Source organism: Aeromonas enteropelogenes (assembly GCF_000819845.1).
In the GTDB taxonomy this organism is placed as follows: domain Bacteria; phylum Pseudomonadota; class Gammaproteobacteria; order Enterobacterales; family Aeromonadaceae; genus Aeromonas; species Aeromonas enteropelogenes.
Map to the genome: position 1 here is coordinate 139,911 of NZ_CDCG01000046.1, position 19,279 is coordinate 159,189.

The following is a 19,279-nucleotide window of genomic DNA, read 5'->3' on the forward strand; positions in this document are numbered from 1 at the left end:
GCGCCAAAATGCACAACGCCATGGCATGGCCATGGCGTTGTCGTTACCAGCGCGAACTTAACCTATGTGGGTCAGACCGCCCATGTAGGATTGCAGCGCTGCCGGGATGGCGATGCGACCATCTTCCTGCTGGTAGTTCTCCAGCACCGCCACCAGAGTACGGCCCACCGCGAGGCCGGAGCCGTTCAGGGTGTGGATCAGCTGCGGCTTGCCATCGACCCGCACGCGAGCCTGCATGCGGCGCGCCTGGAAGTCGGTGCAGTTGGAGACGGAGGAGATCTCACGGTAGGTATTCTGGGCCGGCAGCCACACTTCCAGATCGTAAGTCTTGGCGGCGCAGAAGCCCATGTCACCGGTGGAGAGCGCCATCACGCGATACGGCAGCTCCAGCAGCTGCAACACCTTCTCGGCGTGGCCGACCATCTCTTCCAGTGCGTCCCAGGATTTTTCCGGGTGAACCAGCTGGACCATCTCGACCTTGTCGAACTGGTGCATGCGGATGAGGCCGCGGGTGTCACGACCGTAGGAGCCCGCTTCGGAGCGGAAGCAGGGGCTGTGGGCGGTCATCTTGATGGGCAGTTCCTGCTCATCGAAGATCTCGTCGCGGGCCATGTTGGTGAGCGGCACTTCAGAGGTCGGGATCAGGGAGAACTTGCGCACCTTGCCCTCGTCTTCCCCTTCCCCACCGATGCCGGTGTTGAACAGGTCTTCGGAGAACTTGGGCAGCTGGCCGGTGCCATACAGGCTGTCCGGGTTGACCAGATAGGGCACGTAGCACTCGGTGTAACCGTGCTGCAGGGTGTGCAAGTCCAGCATGAACTGGGCCAGGGCGCGGTGCAGGCGGGCAATCTGGCCCTTCATCACCACGAAACGGGCACCGGAGAGCTTGACGCCATTCTTGAAGTCCACGCCCTTGGCCGCTTCACCCAGATCCACGTGATCGCGCACCGGGAAATCAAACTCGCGCGGGGTGCCCCAACGGCGCACTTCCACGTTGTCGTTCTCGTCGCGACCAACCGGGGTGGTATCGCTCGGCAGGTTGGGGATCATGTCGGCGATGGTCTTGAGCTCGGCCAGCAGGGCCTCCAGCTCGACCTTGCTGGTTTCCAGCTCTTCGTTGATCTTGGTCACTTCGGCCTTGAGGGGGGCAACATCTTCACCACGACGGGCAGCTTCACCGATGGATTTGGAGCGGGCGTTGCGCTCGGCCTGCAGCTCCTGGGTACGGGACTGCAGATCCTTGCGTTTCTCTTCCAGAGCATTGACAGCCGCTACGTCCAGAACGTAGCCACGTGTCGCCAGACGAGCGGCAGCTTCTTCAATGTCGCTGCGCAGATATTTGGGATCCAGCATGGTTTACCTACTTTTTTAAAATGGGATCTGAGCCTGGGTCATCATGACGGGCTTGGAAACAGATCCGGAAGTTAACATCGGTTGGCATACCCCAATCGTCTTCAGAATCGGACCCGGAGGATCGGGTCGTCGAAATCAGGAAGATGGCACTAGGCCAAGACAAACGGGGTCAGAGGGGCAGTGTAGCAGACCGCCCCCCTGCCCGAACAGGGACTATTTGCCTCGTTTTCGCGACGGATCACGCCAAGGGACCCAGATTATTCAAGGGGTTGGCCAATTTTCAGACAATATGCTCCCGCAGGGGTCAGGGGCGCCGTTTATTGGGACTCTGTCGGTCCAGATCATGGAGATAATCGAGCTTCTGGGCAATCTGCTTCTCAAGGCCGCGATCGGTGGGCTGATAGTACCGTTTGCCGGCAAGCTCGGGCGGGAAATACTCCTCGCCGGCGGCATAGGCACCGGGCTCGTCGTGGGCATAACGGTACTCGGCGCCATAGCCGAGCTCGCTCATCAGCCTGGTCGGGGCGTTGCGAAGGTGCACCGGCACCTCGAAATCGGGCAGATTCCTGGCATCCACCAGCGCTGCCTTCCAGGCGGTGTAGACCGCATTGCTCTTGGGCGCGCAGGCGAGGTAGACGATCGCCTGGGCGATGGCCCGCTCCCCTTCCGCCGGTCCCACGCGATGAAAACAATCCCAGGCGGACAGGGCCACCTGCATGGCGCGCGGATCGGCATTGCCCACGTCTTCCGAGGCAATCGCCAGCAGGCGACGAGCGATGTAGAGGGGATCGCAACCGGCGCTCACCATGCGGGCATACCAGTAAAGCGCCGCATCGGGGGCCGAACCGCGGATCGATTTGTGCACCGCCGAGATGAGGTCATAGAAGTGGTCGCCCTTGTTGTCAAAGCGCGCTACGTGCTCCCCCACCACGGCGGCGAGCAGAGCGCTGTCGATCTGCTTGTGGCCGCCAGCGTCCTGTTCGGCCATGTCGGCCAACAGCTCCAGATAGTTGAGGGACTTGCGCCCGTCCCCATCCACAGCCTTGGCCAGTGCCTCCTTCACCCCGGGGGCGAAGGTGAGCGCCGGATCATTGAGGCCACGGGGATCCGTCATCGCCTGATCGATCATGGCGAGGATGTCATCCTCTTCAAGCCTTTTGAGCAGATAGACCCGGGCCCGGGAGAGCAGTGCGTTGTTGAGCTCGAACGAGGGATTTTCGGTGGTGGCGCCGATGAAGGTGATGGTGCCATCTTCGATATGGGGCAGGAACACATCCTGCTGGCTCTTGTTGAAGCGGTGCACCTCGTCCACAAACAGGATGGTGCGCACCCCGCGCCAGCTGTTTTCTTTGGCCTTGTCGATGGCGGCGCGGATCTCCTTGATGCCGGAGGTGACAGCCGAAACCCGCTCCACCTCGGCCTGGCAGTAGTGGGCTACCAGTTCGGCCAGCGTGGTCTTGCCAGTCCCGGGCGGCCCCCACAGGATCATGGAGTGGCAGTGGCCCGCCAGGATCGCCTTGCGCAGGGGCTTGTCAGGCCCGAGGATATGCTGTTGGCCGATATACTGGTCAAGGTTTTGCGGCCGCATCCGGGCCGCCAGCGGACGAAAATCCGACGAGAAATCCAGCGACAGATTGCTCATCAGCGTTGATCGTCCAGCTCGACCCCCTTCGGGATCTTGAACACGAACTCGTTGCCCTTGAGCACCGGCTTGCGGTTGAAGCTGCTCAAAGTGAACTCGCTCCACTGCCCCTGGGCCTCTTTCACGTCGAAGCGGCTGATGTTGTCCTGGCGATCGAAAGTGACGCGGAAGGAGGCGATCAGCTCATCCTGGTTGCGGCTGGTGACGGTATAGACATCCCCCTGCCGGGTCACGTCATAGTTCTTCCAGAATTTGTCGTCATTGCCCGCGATCAGGATGAAGGGGGTATTGAGCACCGCATCTTGCAATTTGAGGGCGGTGACCTGCTCGACGAAGGGGTCATAGACCCACACATCCTTGCCGTCAGCCACGATCAGGCTCTCGTCCGGTGAGGTGGTGTGCCAGTTGAAGCGATTGGGGCGCTGCACCAGCAGGGTGCCGCTGGCCTTTTGCAGCTCCTTGCCCTTGCTGTCGTAGACGGTCTGGGCAAACTTGGCGGAGAAGAGGCTCACCCCCGCCAGTTTCTGCTTGAGATCGCTGGCCGCATCGGCCCACGCCTGGCTGCTGGCCACCAGCAGCACGGTTCCCATCAACAGTTGTTTTTTCATCAGGCTTTTCATAAAACGCTCTCGATAAAAGGCCACGCCCGGTGAGGGCATGGCCAGGATAGTAGGATGAGACTCAGTCACGCACCGGTGGTGGCGCCAACACGTCGCGCTGGCCATTGCCACCCGGCGAACTGACGATGCCCTGGTTCTCCATCTGCTCGATGAGACGGGCCGCCCGGTTGTAACCGATCTTGAACTTGCGCTGCACGCTGGAGGTGGAACCGCGGCGCGACTCCACCACGAAGGCCACCGCCTCGTCGAACAGGGGATCAAGCTCTTCGTCGCCACCACCGCCATATTCGCCGCTGCCACCTTCGCCGCCCGACTCTCCGGAGAGGATCTCGTCGATATAATCCGGCTCGCCGCGCAGTTTCCAGTCCGCCACCACCTTGTGTACCTCGTGGTCATCGACGAAAGCGCCGTGAACCCGGGTCGGGTTGGAGGTGCCAGCCGGCATGTAGAGCATGTCGCCCATGCCGAGCAGGGATTCGGCGCCCCCCTGATCCAGGATGGTGCGCGAGTCTATTTTGCTCGATACCTGGAACGAGATGCGGGTCGGAATGTTGGCCTTGATAAGACCGGTGATCACATCCACCGATGGACGCTGGGTCGCGAGGATGAGGTGAATACCGGCCGCCCGCGCCTTCTGGGCGATACGGGCAATGAGCTCTTCCACCTTCTTGCCGACGATCATCATCATGTCGGCAAACTCGTCCACCACCACCACGATATGGGGCAGTTTTTCAAGCTCGGGCGGGGTTTCGTCCATGGAGTCACCCGGACGCCACAGCGGATCCAGCAGGGGGTCACCCGCCTCGATGGCCGCCAGTATCTTGTCGTTGTAGCCCTTGAGGTTGCGCACCCCGACCGCCGACATCAGCTTGTAGCGACGCTCCATCTCGCCCACGCACCAGCGCAGGGCATTGGCGGCGTCCTTCATGTCGGTGACCACCTCGGTCAACAGATGCGGAATGCCTTCGTAGACCGACAGCTCCAGCATCTTGGGGTCGATCATGATGAAACGCAGATCTTCAGGCGATGACTTGTAGAGCATGGAGATGATCATGGTGTTCACCCCCACCGATTTACCCGAGCCGGTGGTACCGGCCACCAGCAGGTGCGGCATCTTGGCGAGGTTCACCACCACGGGGGAGCCGGCAATGTCCTGGCCAAGGCCCATGGTCAACGGATTGTGGCTGTCGCGGAAGGCTTCGCAATCGAGGGTCTCGCGCAGGTAGACGGTCTGGCGTACCCGGTTGGGTAGCTCGATCCCCACATAGGTCTTGCCCGGGATCACCTCCACCACCCGCACGCTGCTGGCCGAGAGAGAACGGGCCAGATCGCGGGACAGGTTGGTGATCTTGCTCGCCTTCATGCCAGGGGCCAGATCCAGTTCGAAACGGGTGATGACGGGGCCCGGATAGACGCCGACTACCTTGGCCTGGACGTTGTAGTCGGCGAGTTTCGCCTCCACCAGACGGCCCATGCGCTCCAGCTCGTCCTTGCTCATCATCTGGGTTCTGGCCGGGGGACGGTCCAGCAGCTCGAGACTTGGCAGCGGCGGCAGGTTGGCTTGCACGCGGCGTTTGGCTTTGCCGGGCGTGGCGGCAACCGGCGCGGCCGGCTCCTCGTCATCCCCTTCCGCCCAGGGCAGGTCGAGATCATCGTCGCCATCGGCCATTGCCAGCGCGGGCTGACGACGGGCATTGGCGACGACGCTGCGCTTGGGCTTGGGTGCAGGTTCATCTTCAAACCGGGGTTCGAACTCGAAGGTGTCGTCATCGAGCTCCGGCAGCCACTCTTCCTGTGACGCCTTCTGGTTTTTCCCTTTGGGACGGCGACCCCAGTTGCTGTGCGGCTCGGCGTCGTCCTCCTCATCAAAGGCGATGTTGCCAACATTCCCTTCCAGCAATGGATCCGGCCCCTCGTTGCGAGGCTGGCGCCAGCCGCCGGTCAACCAGCGACCCAGGGTCGTCGGGAAGTGATAGATGGCGCCGACTGACCCGGTGCAGGCGGCACCGATCCGCTCCACGATGGTGAGCCAGGACCAGCCGGTAAACAGGGTGATGCCGGTCGCCACGAAGCAGAGCAGCAACAGGTTGGCCCCAACGCCGCCAAACAGCGGCACCACGGCGGTGGCGATCACATCCCCCACCAGGCCACCGGCGGAGAAATTCTGCATGTCATTGAAATTCATGCTGGCAATGGCCGACATACCGAGCACGGTGAGGATGAAACCTATGACTCGCACCCCCAGAGTGAGGTAATCCACATCGAGCAGACGACTCGGGCGCCACAACAGGCTCCAGCCCAGCAGTACAACCAGAGGAGGAACCAGGTAGGAAAAGGCCCCGAAGGTGAACATGGTGATATCGGCCAGCCAGGCCCCGGCACTACCGGCGAGGTTTTTCACCTCCCCTTGCCAGGAGGTTTGGGACCAGCCGGGATCGGCGGGGTGGTAGGACAACAGGGCAAGCAGAAGATAGGCAGCCATCAGGGTGATGGCGATCAAGACGGCTTCGAAGATCCGTTGTGTACCTGATAAAGGAGTAAACAGCTTTTTATCGGCCAAACTCCGGCTCCTTTCTGAAAACATGTAATGCAGGAAATAAGGGGGGCTAGTATCCCCGAAAAGCCCACCGATTGTCAGCCCGTGTCTGCTATGGGCACGCCATCTTTGCACGCCGCGCAACAAGAAGAAACGAGCGGACCGGCCGCTCGTTTCTGACTGTCATGGTGTCTCATATGGACAAGATACCACGGCATAACCTGCTTTATCGGGTGCTGATCACCAGACGACTGCTCTGTTTGACCTCTTCCATCACCACGTAGGTGCGGGTGTCGTTGACACCGGGCAAGCGCAGCAGGGTCTCCCCCAGCAGCCGGCGGTAGGCCGACATGTCGCTCACCCGGGTCTTGAGCAGATAATCGAAATCACCGGATACCAGGTGACACTCCTGGATCTCTTCGAGCACCTGAACGGCCTTGTTGAACTGTTCGAACACATCGGGGGCCCCACGATTGAGGGTGATCTCGACGAAGACCAGCAAAGAGGCATCCAGGTAGTGAGGGTTCAGAATGGCGGCATATCCTTCGATATAACCCTGTCGCTCGAGGCGACGAACCCGTTCCAGACACGGTGTGGGACTCAGGCCAACTCGTTTGGACAACTCAACGTTCGAAATCCTGCCATCCTTTTGCAGTTCATTCAGAATGTTGCGGTCAATCCTGTCCAAATCCTTTAGCCGACTCTTAGCTTCCATCATTTTATTCCATCCTTTGGCTATTTTTTGGTAAGAATCACCAGTCATTTTATAATTATGGTCACAAATCCTGTCAATACCTGAATATACTAGGCGCAAATGTTATTAACATTTAAGCAACATAAAACACCAATCGATAGACGAGGGATAGCATGATTATCGGTGTACCGAAAGAGATAAAAAACCATGAATATCGCGTAGGCATGGTTCCGGCCAGTGTACGTGAACTGACAGCACGAAACCACACTGTTTTCGTCCAAAGCGGTGCCGGAAACGGCATTGGCTTTAGCGATGCAGATTATATGGCTGCCGGCGCCGATATTTTGGCCACTGCCGCCGAGGTTTTCGCCAAGGCCGAGATGATCGTCAAGGTCAAGGAGCCCCAGCCAATCGAGTGCGCCATGTTGCGCCCGGGTCAGACCCTCTTTACCTACCTGCATCTGGCGCCGGATCTGCCACAGACCGAAGCCTTGCTGAAAAGTGGCGCCATCTGCATCGCTTACGAGACAGTCACCGATGGTCGTGGTGGCTTGCCCCTGCTGGCCCCCATGTCGGAAGTCGCGGGTCGCATGTCCATTCAGGCGGGCGCCCAGGCACTGGAGAAATCCCGCGGTGGTAGCGGCGTGCTGCTCGGTGGCGTGCCCGGCGTCGAACCGGCCAAGGTGGTGATCATCGGGGGCGGTGTAGTGGGTTCCAACGCGGCCCGTATGGCCATCGGCCTGCGCGCGGATGTCACCATTCTTGACAACAACATTGATGCCCTGCGCCGACTCGACAACGAATTCCAAGGATCAGCCAAGGTGGTCTACTCCAACAGCGAAACCCTGGAACGTCACCTGCTGGCAGCCGATCTGGTCATTGGCGGCGTGCTGGTGCCGGGTGCCACTGCGCCAAAACTTGTCAACCGTGACCACATTGCGCGCATGAAGCCTGGCTCAGCCATCGTCGACGTGGCCATCGATCAGGGCGGCTGCGTGGAGACCTCCCACCCCACCACTCACGAAGATCCCACCTTTATCGTCGATGACGTGGTGCACTACTGCGTGGCCAACATGCCGGGCGCCGTGGCGCGTACCTCGACCGTGGCTCTCAACAATGCCACCCTGCCCTTCATCATCAAACTGGCGCAACAAGGGTATCGTCAGGCGCTGCTGGCAGACTCCAATCTGCTGCATGGTCTCAACGTGATGAAAGGCAAGCTGACTTGCAAGGAGGTCGCCGTGGCCCATGGCCTTGTCTACACGGATCCCCTGACCCTGTTGAACTGATCTGCTCGATTTTCCCAAGAGACGATGAGTGAGAATCCGCCCGCGATGGGCGGTTTTTTTTATTTCCCAAACCCGCCCCGCCGCTCATACGTACACGATTAAAACAATCGACTCACTGGCCTTTGACCCCTTATCACGAATTACCTACAATCGCGCAAACTCATTACGTCTCGGAAATTACATCATGAGCCAAGTCACTCACAGCAAACTGCTGATCCTGGGCTCCGGCCCGGCCGGTTACACCGCTGCCGTCTATGCCGCCCGCGCCAATCTCAATCCCCTGCTCATCACCGGCATGCAGCAAGGCGGTCAGCTGACCACCACCACAGAAGTGGAGAACTGGCCTGGCGATCCCGAAGGCCTCACTGGCCCTGCCCTGATGGAGCGCATGAAAGAGCATGCGGAGAAATTCGATACCCGCATCCTGTTCGATCACATCAACGAGGTGGAGCTGACCCAGCGCCCGTTCCGTCTCAAGGGTGACAACGGCGAGTACACCTGCGATGCCCTGATCATCGCCACCGGTGCCTCCGCCAAGTATCTGGGCCTGCCCTCCGAAGAGGCGTTCAAGGGGCGCGGCGTCTCTGCCTGCGCCACCTGTGACGGTTTCTTCTATCGCAATCAGGAAGTGGCGGTGATCGGGGGTGGCAACACCGCCGTGGAAGAGGCCCTCTATCTGGCCAACATCGCCAAGAAGGTGCACCTCATTCACCGCCGCGACGAGTTCCGTGCCGAGAAGATCCTGATCAAGCGCCTGCATGACAAGGTAGCCAGCGGTAATATCGTACTGCACACCCACCAGACCCTGGACGAAGTGCTGGGCGATCAGATGGGGGTCACCGGCGTGCGCCTGCGCAACACCCAGGACGACACCACTTCCGAACTGGCACTGATGGGCGTCTTCATCGCCATCGGTCACCAGCCCAACACCCAGATATTCGACGGCCAGCTGGAGATGCAAAACGGCTATCTCAAGGTTCGTGGCGGCCTAGACGGCTTTGCCACCCAGACCAGTATCGAAGGGGTCTTTGCCGCCGGTGACGTGGCCGACCATAACTACCGTCAGGCCATCACCTCCGCCGGTACCGGCTGTATGGCAGCCCTCGATGCAGAACGCTATCTCGACGCACAATAAACGCGCTCCAGATGTGATATAAGGCATACCCTCGGGTATGCCTTTTTCATATGTAGGAGTCTAATGAAGCAGAAGATATTGATAGTCGAAGACAGCCTGACCATACGTCGCATGCTGACTCAAGCCATTGCCCAGCAAACCGGTCTTGAGATTGATGCCTTCGACACCCTGGAAGGCGCCCGTCATTGCCGGGGAGAAGAGTATGTGGTGGCGTTGGTGGACTTGACGCTGCCGGATGCCCCAAGCGGAGAAGCCGTCAGCGCACTGCTGGCCCGTGGCCTGCCGGTGGTGATCCTCACCGCCGACATCAGCGAGGACAAACGCAGCGCCTGGCTGGAAACCGGGGTGCTGGATTATGTGATGAAGGATTCGCGCCACTCGCTGCAATATGCGGTCAGCCTGGTGCATCGCCTCTATCTCAACCAGGCCATCGAAGTGTTGGTCGTCGATGATTCACGCACCTCCCGCCACCGCACCATGACCCAGCTGCGCAAACAGTTGCTGCAGGTTCATGAGGCGAGCCACGCCCGTGAAGCGTTGGCCATGCTGGAGCAACACCCGGGCATTCGCCTGGCGCTGGTTGACTACTATATGCCGGATATCGACGGGATCAGCCTGGTACGTATGCTGCGCGAGCGCTACAGCAAACAGCAACTGGCCATCATAGGGATCTCGGTCTCCGACAAGCGGGGGCTGTCGGCTCGCTACCTCAAGCAGGGCGCCAACGACTTCCTCAACCAGCCGTTCGAGCCGGAAGAGTTGCAGTGCCGGGTCAGCCACAATCTGGAGGCGCTCGAGCAGTTCAACAGCATTCAGGAGTCAGCCAATCGCGACTACCTGACCGGCCTGTACAACCGGCGTTACTGGTTCAATGAAGGGCAGAAATGGTTCGAAGAGCATCAGCGCCAACAAACCCAGCTCGCGCTCTGTGTACTCGATGTGGATCACTTCAAACAGGTCAATGATCACTGGGGCCATGCCATCGGCGATCAGCTGCTCTGCCACCTCACCCGCCTGATGACCCAGTTCTTCCCCGATGCCATGATTGCCCGTTTCGGGGGGGAAGAGTTTGCTCTGATGGTCCCGCACTGCACCGTGAGCGTCCTTAACAAACGGCTGGAAGGGCTGCGTCAGCAGTTGCGCCAGCAACCTCTTTCCAAGGAGCATCCCCTGTTCGTTCGCGCCAGTTACGGCGTGATCAATGTCGGGCGGGGATCCATGGACGAGGCACTGAGCGAAGCGGATCGCCTGCTGTACCAGGCGAAAAATACCGGTCGCGACAAAATCGTGTCTCAGGACCCAGCCGCCTGACCGGCAAGCAGTGAGTCCCGTGTGTTACCGCCCGACAGATTTTCTCCCCGAAAATCTGTCGGTTGTTTTTCAACCCCTCTCTCAAAACGTCTTGTCGACCCGCACACCGTCATCGAAATAGAGAATGCGGACCTTGTCCCCCTTCATGAACACCATGGCGGGATCATAATCCTGGATCACGTTGACCAGCCCATTCTGTTCATTGCGGATGAGCAGCTCCACCAGCTTGTTTTCCACCACGCTACCACCGGACGACTGATACTGCTGCGCCATGGCTGCCCCCGCCAGCGCCCCCACTGCGGTCGCAATTTCCCGGCCATGACCACCGCCAAACTGGTTGCCAAGCAGCCCCCCCAGCACGGCGCCACCCAGGGTTTTCCAGCCGGAGTGTTCGGATTCCAGGATCTGGCGCTGGGTAATGTTGCGCACCGTATCCACTTCGCCAAATACCACCTGATTCACGGGCCTGGCGGTATTGCGCTCATACACAGCCGCCCAGGCTGGCGCAGTGACAAACCAGATCAAGCTGGATACTATCAGGATAATGCCCTTCATCTGTGAACCTCGTTGCCTAATGTCTCGCTATCTTACCCAACTGGATGATGAGCTCTGCTGGTTTCCCGACCCAAAGCATGCCCTGGAAGAGCCCAACGGCCTGCTGGCGATTGGGGGCGATCTCTCCCCGACGCGCTTGCTGGCAGCTTACCACAAGGGGATCTTCCCGTGGAATGAGCCCCACCAGCCGACGCTCTGGTGGTCACCGGATCCCCGGGGGGTGATCCGGCCAGAGCAACTGCACATAGGACGCACCCTGCAAAAAGTGCTGCGCCGCACGTCATTCGATATTTCCGTCAATCGCGCCTTTAATGAGGTAATCACCGCCTGCGCCGCACCGCGACGCACTGCCGATGAGACCTGGATCAGCAGGCCCATGATCGAGGCTTATCAGCAACTTCATCGTCTGGGTCATGCCCACTCCATCGAGATCTGGCAAGAAGGACGGTTGCAGGCGGGATTGTACGGACTCTCGATTGGCCGACTGTTCTGTGGCGAGTCCATGTTCAGCCACATCGACAATGGCGCCAAACTGGCCATGGTGGCACTCTGTCGTCACTTTGCTCGTCATGGGGGTGAACTTGTCGATTGCCAGATGCAGAACCCGTTTCTCGCCACTCTGGGTATTGAAGAGTGGCCAAGAGCCCGCTTTCTGAAAACACTGGCAGAACTGGGGCAACAAACATTGGCGGCGACATGCTGGCACAAGGGGGAGATCAGCCTATGACGGAAGAAGTGATCCTCAAAGTAGGGCTCACCCCGAAACACCCTTGCAGTTATCTGGACAAGGAACAGGAACAGTTGCTGGTGCTGATGGACCACTCCCTGCTCAATGCCAGCGGCTATGAGCGCCTGCTGACCGCAGGATTTCGCCGCAGTGGCAACGACATCTATCGCCCCCACTGCCCCGCTTGCCATGCCTGCCAATCTCTTCGCATTCACAGCGAGCTGTTTCGCCCCAGCCGCGGGCAAAAGCGGATCCGCCAGCTCAACAGGGATATCGACATCGTGTTGAGCTACGATGACAAACCCGAGTATTACTTGCTCTACGAGCGCTACATCCGGGAGCGCCATCGCGATGGCAGTATGTATCCCCCCAATCGCAACCAGTATCGCGGTTTTCTCCACTGCGACTGGATGCCCCCTCTTTTTCTGGAAATGCGCAAGGAAGGGCGGCTCATCGGGGTCGCCACTACGGATCTGCTGCCTCACTCCCTGAGCGCCATGTATACCTTTTTCGACCCCGATTACGCCGACCGCTCTCTGGGCACCTTTGCCATCCTGAGCCAGCTCGATCTCGCCAGACGCACGGGGCGTAACTGGCTCTATCTCGGCTATCTGGTAGAAGCGTGTCGCAAGATGAATTACAAGCGCAATTATCTGCCCCATGAGGTACTAATCCAGGGAGAATGGAAAAATATCGACAGCAAGCCCGAGTAAACTTTACACATAGCCTTAAATCCGGCATGATCCAGCGGTTTTTTGTTGTGGCTTATCAAGAGGATTCAATGGCTAAAGAAGACAGTATTGAGATGCAGGGCACTATTCTCGAAACCCTGCCCAATACCATGTTCCGTGTGGAACTGGAGAATGGTCACGTGGTTATCGCTCATATTTCCGGCAAGATGCGCAAAAACTACATTCGTATCCTGACTGGAGACAAAGTAACGGTAGCACTGACTCCCTACGATCTCTCCAAGGGACGTATTGTTTTCCGCTCTCGCTAAGCCAGGAATTCAGCAAAAAACCCCAACCTTTCGGTTGGGGTTTTTTGTCGTTCTCTAATCACAGATGCTTAGTGGGAAACAGCTTCAACATCGACCTGAAAGTCAAAGCTGAGGCTGTCATCAACCAGCTCAACCTTCACGACCCCACCATCGACCAATGAGCCAAACAGGATCTCGTTGGCCAGGGGTTTCTTGAGGTGCTCCTGGATCACCCTCCCCATCGGTCTGGCCCCCATGGCTCTGTCATATCCCTTCTCGGCCAACCAGTGACGAGCACGTTCTGACACCTCGAGAGAGACACCTTTCGCATCCAGCTGAACCTGCAACTCGACAATAAACTTGTCGACGACCTGGTGGATCACCGTCATATCCAGATGGTTGAACCAAATGATGTGGTCGAGACGGTTGCGAAACTCCGGGCTGAATGTCTTGTTGATCACCGCCATGGCATCGTGGCTCAGATCCTGCTGCTGGAAACCGATGGACTTGCGTTGGGTTTCCTGCACCCCGGCATTGGTGGTCATCACCAGGATCACATTGCGAAAATCAGCCTTGCGCCCGTTGTTATCGGTCAAGGTCCCGTTGTCCATCACCTGCAGCAACAGGTTGAAGACATCCGGGTGCGCCTTCTCTATCTCGTCGAGCAACACCACTGAGTGAGGGTGTTTGATCACCGCATCGGTCAACAGGCCACCTTGCTCAAACCCGACATAGCCGGGAGGGGCGCCGATCAGACGGGAGACTGTGTGGCGCTCCATGTACTCCGACATGTCAAAGCGCAGCATCTCCACCCCGAGGGCCTTGCCCAGTTGCTGGGTCACCTCTGTCTTGCCCACCCCGGTCGGACCGGCAAAGAGGAAACAACCGACAGGGCGACGCTCGTTACCCAATCCCGAACGGGACAAGCGGATCGCATCGGTCAGCACTTCGATGGCTTTGTCCTGGCCGAAGACCACCATCTTGAGATTACGCTCCAGATTTTTCAGCACTTCCTTGTCGGAGGAGGAGACTGATTTTTCTGGGATACGGGCAATCTTGGCCACGATGGCTTCTATTTCCTGCACATTGATCACTTTCTTGCGCTTGCTAGCCGGCAACAACCGTTGTCCGGCCCCAGCCTCATCGATCACATCGATGGCTTTATCCGGCAAATGACGATCGTTGATGTATTTGGCCGACAGCTCCACCGCGGCACGGATCGCTTTGACGGTATAACGTACCCCGTGGTGTGCCTCGTAGCGGCTTTTGAGCCCCATCAGGATACGTGTGGTATCGTCAACGCTCGGTTCGACGATATCGATCTTCTGGAAGCGACGGGCCAGAGCACGGTCTTTCTCGAAGATCTGGGCATATTCCTGATAGGTGGTTGAACCAACACAGCGCAGCAAACCGTTAGAGAGCAGCGGTTTGATGAGGTTGGCCGCATCCAGTTGGCCACCGGAGGCTGCACCGGCACCGATGATGGTGTGGATCTCATCGATGAACAGGATGGCCCCTTCCTGGCGTTCAATCTGCTTGAGCAGCACCTTGAGGCGTTTCTCGAAATCGCCGCGGTATTTGGTTCCCGCCAGCAAAGAGCCCATATCGAGTGAGTAAATGGTGCTGCCGGCAATTACCTCGGGTACATCGCCCTTGACGATCCGGTAGGCCAGCCCCTCGGCGATGGCGGTCTTGCCAACACCGGCCTCACCGACCAGCAGGGGATTGTTCTTGCGACGACGGCACAACACCTGGATGGTGCGATTCAGTTCCTGATCACGGCCGATGAGGGGATCGATGCGCCCCTCCAGCACCAACTGATTCAGATTGGTCGCAAAGCTCTCGATCTGGGCGGCAGATACGTCGTCATCAGACTCAGGATTGCTATTGCTGCCCAAATCCGGCTTGCTCTCCTTACGTACGCCATGGGAGAGGAAGTTGACCACGTCGAGGCGACTGATCTCGGCTTTTTTCAGGAAGTAAGCCGCTTGCGACTCCTGCTCGCTGAAAATGGCGACCAGGACATTGGCACCACTGACTTCGGTGTTGCCCGATGATTGCACATGGAACACCGCACGCTGAAGCACTCGCTGGAATCCCAGCGTCGGCTGGGTTTCACGATCTTCATCGTCACGCGGGATAAGAGGGGTTGTTTGATTGATGAATGCGCGGATCTCTTTGCGCATCTGCTCGACATCGGCACCACAAGAACTCAGCGCCTCATGGGCTGAGCTGTTATCCAGCAGGGCTAACAACAGGTGCTCGACGGTCATGAATTCGTGGCGCTCGTCACGGGCCAGTTTAAACGCCTCGTTCAGCGTCTTTTCCAGATCTTTATTCAACATAGGCACCTCCCCTAGTACAGCTACAATGTGGTGTCACACTCGCCATCAAGTCATCAGATTCAAGCCTTTTCCATAGTACATAGCAGTGGATGTTCGTGGTTACGTGAATAGGTGTTGACCTGGACTACTTTGGTTTCGGCGATCTCTGCGGTAAACGTGCCACAGATCCCCTTACCACTATAATGCACGCTCAGCATGACCTGAGTTGCCTTGTCCAAATCCATACCAAAGAACTTTTGCAGCACCTCCACCACGAATTCCATCGGTGTGTAGTCATCATTGTTCAACACGACCTTGTACATGGGGGGCGGCTGCAGCTTTGTCTTCTCTGCTTCTGCAATCTCTTCATTAGCAAAGAGTTCTTTCTGCTTGCTCATAATCGCGCTTTGGTACCTCTAGATTACTACCGCCTAACACAAGCTTGTCAATAGACTTGTTAACCAGATCACATCAGCTGTTAACAACTTCTTGACTCGCTCAAAAGTTGGACTAGATTGGTTACTTGCTAATCTGTGCCCGTCTGCTACGGGCTCATGTCCTAGTTATAATGGGCTGGCGCAGGTTACTCAACGACTTCTGGGTAATCAATAAAAGGATGTAGAAGTATGGCAACCGGCACAGTTAAGTGGTTCAACAACGCAAAAGGATTTGGGTTTATCTGTCCGGAAGGAGGTGGTGAAGATATCTTCGCGCACTACTCCACGATTCAAATGGAGGGCTACAAAACCCTGAAAGCGGGTCAGGCCGTCAATTTTGAACTACAACAGGGGCCGAAAGGAAATCATGCCTCTGTTATTGTGCCAAACGAAGCACAAAATATTTAAAACCATGCGTTGGATAAATAAAAAACCGGTTTCTCCCAGAGAAACCGGTTTTTTATTATCTATACCTGCGACTTCTGTGCTCCACGACTGCCTCGTGCCCTGATCACGGACACCTCATCGGCTGCCTTCAGTCGTGATAGTCGTTACAGGCGATCAGGGTGTTCTCCATCAGGCTGGCGACTGTCATCGGTCCGACACCACCTGGCACAGGCGTGATAAAAGAGGCATGACTGCGCGCCGTTTCAAACTCAACGTCCCCTACCAGAGAGCCATCCGCCAGACGATTGATGCCCACATCGATCACCAGCGCCCCCGGCTTGACCCACTCCCCCGGAATGAAATTGGGCTTGCCGACCGCAACCACCAGCAAATCAGCGCGGCGTACCTGCTCTTCCAGATCGCGGGTAAAACGGTGACAAGTGGTAGTCGTGCACCCCGCCAGCAGCAGCTCCAGGGTCATGGGGCGTCCCACTATGTTGGATGCTCCGACCACCACCGCATGCAGACCATGAGTCTTGACTCCTGTGGTTTCAATCAGCGTCATGATCCCCTTCGGCGTGCAGGGGCGCAGTGCCGGAATACGCTGTGCCAGACGTCCGACATTATAGGGGTGAAAACCATCGACATCCTTGTCGGGGCGGATCCGCTCCAGTACCAGGGTCGTATCGAAGTGGGCCGGCAGTGGCAACTGAACCAGAATGCCATCGACATGAGTATCGTCATTCAATTCATCGATCAAGGCCAGCAACTCTTCCTGAGTGGCCGTCGCACTCAAGTCATAAGAGCGGGAGAGAAACCCGACTTCTTCACATGCCCGGCGCTTGCTGCCGACATAGACCTGAGAGGCAGGATCCGCCCCCACCAGAATGACGGCCAGCCCCGGCGCCCGTTTCCCTGCTGCCAACCGCTGTTGGACCTGCGCCGCGACCTGGCTGCGAATCGTTTGCGCAACCTGTTTTCCATCTATGATTTTGGCAGACATCGTACTCCACTCACCATGTGTTCAACTGCCGCGCATTGTCGCATTTTTTTAGCCGGGATGTTAGCGGCACAGATAGGTCGCATGACCAGAGGGCAATAAGTAGGCACTTGAATTTACTGGGGGAAAAAGTCGTTGACGCTGGCTCCAACGCTTGGGTATGATGCCCGCCCGTTGCCCAGTACGACTCTTGTCGAGTATGCTGGACGCGGTTTTTCGGTGATTAGCGCAGCCCGGTAGCGCATCTGGTTTGGGACCAGAGGGTCAAAGGTTCGAATCCTTTATCACCGACCAGGTTTGTCAACTTGCCTGCATGGCGGGTTGAGATACGCGCCCTTAGCTCAGTCGGATAGAGCAACGGCCTTCTAAGCCGTGGGTCGCAGGTTCGAATCCTGCAGGGCGCGCCATTGATTCCCTCTCTTATCAGATAAATGGAAATCAATGACAGTTTTAGTGGTGGCTGTAGCTCAGTTGGTAGAGTCCCGGATTGTGATTCCGGTTGTCGTGGGTTCGAGCCCCATCAGCCACCCCATTATCTCTCTGCTATCACAATACATAGCGAGCAGAACGCTCTCCAGAGTGAAACAAAAAAACCGGCCTATGCCGGTTTTTTTGTTTTTGCCCTTCTGCAAAATCAAAGGACTAAGCCCGTTCTTTGCTCTATGTATTCCACCTCATAAAGACACACAATCATCAATACTCTGAATATTGTTTCGTTTTTGCTTATAACTCAGAATAATTTGTTGTTTATGTTTTATTACGCAAAACGGTAACCTCTCCCATTCTCACCCACTTCCTATTACCGGACTCGCTATCCCGTCGCTAACTGCACTGCTGCAGCCCATGAACCTGCACTGATGTTCCTGCAGTTCGCAACATCACGCAATCAAGGCCAGGCATTCAAGCCCCATGACTATGCCCAACCGCACTGGTTGTCCTTGACCTTGCCAATCAGGATAGAGCGAGGAGCAAACAAACCATAGACGGACTTCGAGCAACTTGGCTTGCCAACCATAATCACACCTGAATATCTGTGCCAGTTTCTGGCGACTACGGAGTAACACAATGAAATTCAAGACCATGAGCGTGCACAGCGGCCAGCGGATCGATCCCCAGACCGGGGCACTTACCACCCCCCTCTACCAGAGCAGCACCTTCAGCTACTTCAATGCCCAGGCGGGCAAGGAGCGCTTTGCCGGCCAGGCTCCCGGGTTCATTTACAGCCGCTTTGGCAACCCCACCACTGCCGAGCTGGAGCAGAAGCTGGCAGCGCTGGAAGGCGCCGACGAGGCGCTGGTGGTGGCGAGCGGTATGGCGGCGGTGAGCGCCATCATGTATGCCCTGGCCGATTGCGGCGATGAGGTGGCCTACATAGGCCCCCTCTACGGCGGCACCGATGCGTTTCTCAAACAGACCTTCAGCCGCGCTGGCATCAAGGTCACCGCCTACGAGAGCGATCAGGATCTGCTGGCCAACATCCGCCCCGCCACCAAGGTGGTACTGTTCGAAACCCTGACCAACCCCACCCTCAAGGTGGTGGACCCGCGAGTGGTGGTTGAGGCGGCCCGCAAGGTGGGCGCCATCAGTGTGTGTGACAACACCTTCCTCACCCCCTATCTGCTGCGCCCACTGGAGCTCGGTGTCGATATCGTGATGCACAGCGGCACCAAATACCTGGGCGGCCACGGCGACATCATCGCCGGTGTGGTGGCCGGATCCCACGCGCTGATGAAATCCATCCGCACCGTGGCACTCAAACATATCGGCTCCCCCATCGGCCCACAGGAGGCCTACCTGCTGCAACGGGGAGTCAAGACCTTACCGCTGCGCATGGATGCCCACCTGCACAATGCGCAAAGAGTCGCCGAATTTCTGGCCGCTCACCCGGCAGTGAAGAAGGTGATCTACCCGGGGCTGGCCAGCCATCCGGGCCACCCTGCCCTTGGCGCCTTCGCCAGCGGCTTTGGTGGCATGGTGAGCATAGAGCTGGAAGGGGGCTTTGAGCGCTGCGCCGCCCTGCTCGACAACTTGCAACTATTCGTACAGGCAGTGAGCCTCGGCGATCTCGAGAGTCTGGCCTGCCATCCAGCCAGCACTACCCATGCCGCCATGGACGAGGCGAACCGCCTCACCGCCGGGGTCAATGACGATCTCATCCGCTTCAGCATAGGAGTGGAGGACGCGGACGATCTCATCGCCGATCTGGCGGCGGCGCTCGCCCTCCTTTAACTCTTTTACCTAAAACAAAAACGGCGGCCATCATGGCCGCCGTTTTCACAACGCGATCAGG

At 57.9% G+C, this 19,279-nt stretch carries 17 protein-coding genes and 3 tRNA genes; 11 read left to right on the forward strand and 9 right to left on the reverse strand.

Translation table 11 applies throughout. From position 1 onward, the window contains the following. Positions 1-57: 57 nt before the first annotated feature. The 5 genes from serS to lrp all read right to left on the reverse strand — a co-directional run bounded on the left by serS (position 58) and on the right by lrp (position 6,869). Positions 58-1,353 (reverse strand): serine--tRNA ligase, encoded by a 1,296-nt coding sequence (serS, locus tag BN1123_RS19980; protein WP_042029212.1) that lies wholly within the window; start codon positions 1,351-1,353, stop codon positions 58-60. A gap of 304 nt (positions 1,354-1,657) precedes the next feature. Next, on the reverse strand, positions 1,658-2,995 hold the full coding sequence (locus BN1123_RS19985) for a replication-associated recombination protein A (RefSeq protein WP_042029213.1): 1,338 nt from the start codon (positions 2,993-2,995) through the stop codon (positions 1,658-1,660). Then, positions 2,995-3,603, reverse strand: coding sequence for an outer membrane lipoprotein periplasmic chaperone LolA (gene lolA / locus BN1123_RS19990; RefSeq protein ID WP_042029278.1), 609 nt, complete (start codon positions 3,601-3,603; stop codon positions 2,995-2,997). The genes BN1123_RS19985 and lolA overlap by 1 nt, the downstream gene beginning before the upstream one ends. A gap of 73 nt (positions 3,604-3,676) precedes the next feature. Continuing rightward, positions 3,677-6,175: a DNA translocase FtsK gene (locus BN1123_RS19995; protein WP_042029215.1), complete on the reverse strand. Its 2,499-nt coding sequence runs from the start codon at positions 6,173-6,175 to the stop codon at positions 3,677-3,679. 202 nt (positions 6,176-6,377) lie between these two features. Beyond that, complete coding sequence (gene lrp, locus BN1123_RS20000) at positions 6,378-6,869, reverse strand: leucine-responsive transcriptional regulator Lrp (RefSeq protein WP_005300047.1); 492 nt, start codon at positions 6,867-6,869, stop codon at positions 6,378-6,380. 149 nt (positions 6,870-7,018) lie between these two features. On the opposite strand from lrp, the gene ald reads away from it, so the two are divergent. The 3 genes from ald (at position 7,019) to BN1123_RS20015 (ending at position 10,580) form a co-directional block, all read left to right on the forward strand. Then, complete coding sequence (ald, locus tag BN1123_RS20005; protein ID WP_042029216.1) at positions 7,019-8,134, forward strand: alanine dehydrogenase; 1,116 nt, start codon at positions 7,019-7,021, stop codon at positions 8,132-8,134. Between the two features lie 184 nt (positions 8,135-8,318). After that, entirely contained in the window at positions 8,319-9,269 is a 951-nt protein-coding gene (trxB, locus tag BN1123_RS20010) for a thioredoxin-disulfide reductase (protein WP_042029217.1), read from the forward strand. Positions 9,270-9,332: 63 nt separating this feature from the next. Beyond that, the gene (locus BN1123_RS20015) at positions 9,333-10,580 is read left to right on the forward strand and encodes a diguanylate cyclase domain-containing protein (protein ID WP_026456806.1); all 1,248 of its coding nucleotides are present in this window, start codon (positions 9,333-9,335) and stop codon (positions 10,578-10,580) included. Positions 10,581-10,661: 81 nt separating this feature from the next. Here BN1123_RS20015 and BN1123_RS20020 read toward each other — a convergent pair whose 3' ends face one another. Next, complete coding sequence (locus BN1123_RS20020) at positions 10,662-11,135, reverse strand: outer membrane lipoprotein (protein ID WP_042029219.1); 474 nt, start codon at positions 11,133-11,135, stop codon at positions 10,662-10,664. Between the two features lie 19 nt (positions 11,136-11,154). On the opposite strand from BN1123_RS20020, the gene aat reads away from it, so the two are divergent. The 3 genes from aat to infA all read left to right on the forward strand — a co-directional run bounded on the left by aat (position 11,155) and on the right by infA (position 12,862). Next, entirely contained in the window at positions 11,155-11,862 is a 708-nt protein-coding gene (gene aat, locus BN1123_RS20025) for a leucyl/phenylalanyl-tRNA--protein transferase (RefSeq protein WP_042029220.1), read from the forward strand. Further along, positions 11,859-12,575 (forward strand): arginyltransferase, encoded by a 717-nt coding sequence (locus tag BN1123_RS20030; protein WP_042029221.1) that lies wholly within the window; start codon positions 11,859-11,861, stop codon positions 12,573-12,575. Before aat ends, BN1123_RS20030 begins: the two co-directional genes overlap by 4 nt. Before the next feature lie 68 nt (positions 12,576-12,643). Further along, complete coding sequence (infA, locus tag BN1123_RS20035; protein WP_005300033.1) at positions 12,644-12,862, forward strand: translation initiation factor IF-1; 219 nt, start codon at positions 12,644-12,646, stop codon at positions 12,860-12,862. Positions 12,863-12,930: 68 nt separating this feature from the next. Here infA and clpA read toward each other — a convergent pair whose 3' ends face one another. Continuing rightward, positions 12,931-15,186 (reverse strand): ATP-dependent Clp protease ATP-binding subunit ClpA, encoded by a 2,256-nt coding sequence (clpA, locus tag BN1123_RS20040; protein ID WP_042029222.1) that lies wholly within the window; start codon positions 15,184-15,186, stop codon positions 12,931-12,933. Positions 15,187-15,245: 59 nt separating this feature from the next. Next, complete coding sequence (gene clpS, locus BN1123_RS20045; RefSeq protein WP_026457984.1) at positions 15,246-15,563, reverse strand: ATP-dependent Clp protease adapter ClpS; 318 nt, start codon at positions 15,561-15,563, stop codon at positions 15,246-15,248. 228 nt (positions 15,564-15,791) lie between these two features. On the opposite strand from clpS, the gene cspD reads away from it, so the two are divergent. Further along, on the forward strand, positions 15,792-16,010 hold the full coding sequence (gene cspD / locus BN1123_RS20050) for a cold shock-like protein CspD (RefSeq protein ID WP_010674510.1): 219 nt from the start codon (positions 15,792-15,794) through the stop codon (positions 16,008-16,010). 127 nt (positions 16,011-16,137) lie between these two features. On the opposite strand, the gene folD is transcribed toward cspD, so the two are convergent. After that, the gene (gene folD / locus BN1123_RS20055; protein WP_042029223.1) at positions 16,138-16,992 is read right to left on the reverse strand and encodes a bifunctional methylenetetrahydrofolate dehydrogenase/methenyltetrahydrofolate cyclohydrolase FolD; all 855 of its coding nucleotides are present in this window, start codon (positions 16,990-16,992) and stop codon (positions 16,138-16,140) included. Between the two features lie 214 nt (positions 16,993-17,206). On the opposite strand from folD, the gene BN1123_RS20060 reads away from it, so the two are divergent. The 4 genes from BN1123_RS20060 (at position 17,207) to BN1123_RS20075 (ending at position 19,218) form a co-directional block, all read left to right on the forward strand. Continuing rightward, a tRNA-Pro gene (locus tag BN1123_RS20060) sits at positions 17,207-17,283 on the forward strand. A gap of 36 nt (positions 17,284-17,319) precedes the next feature. After that, positions 17,320-17,396: transfer RNA gene (locus BN1123_RS20065), tRNA-Arg, on the forward strand. Between the two features lie 49 nt (positions 17,397-17,445). After that, positions 17,446-17,521: transfer RNA gene (locus tag BN1123_RS20070), tRNA-His, on the forward strand. Between the two features lie 533 nt (positions 17,522-18,054). Further along, positions 18,055-19,218, forward strand: a complete 1,164-nt coding sequence (locus tag BN1123_RS20075; protein WP_042029224.1) for a trans-sulfuration enzyme family protein — start codon at positions 18,055-18,057, stop codon at positions 19,216-19,218. Positions 19,219-19,279: the final 61 nt, after the last annotated feature.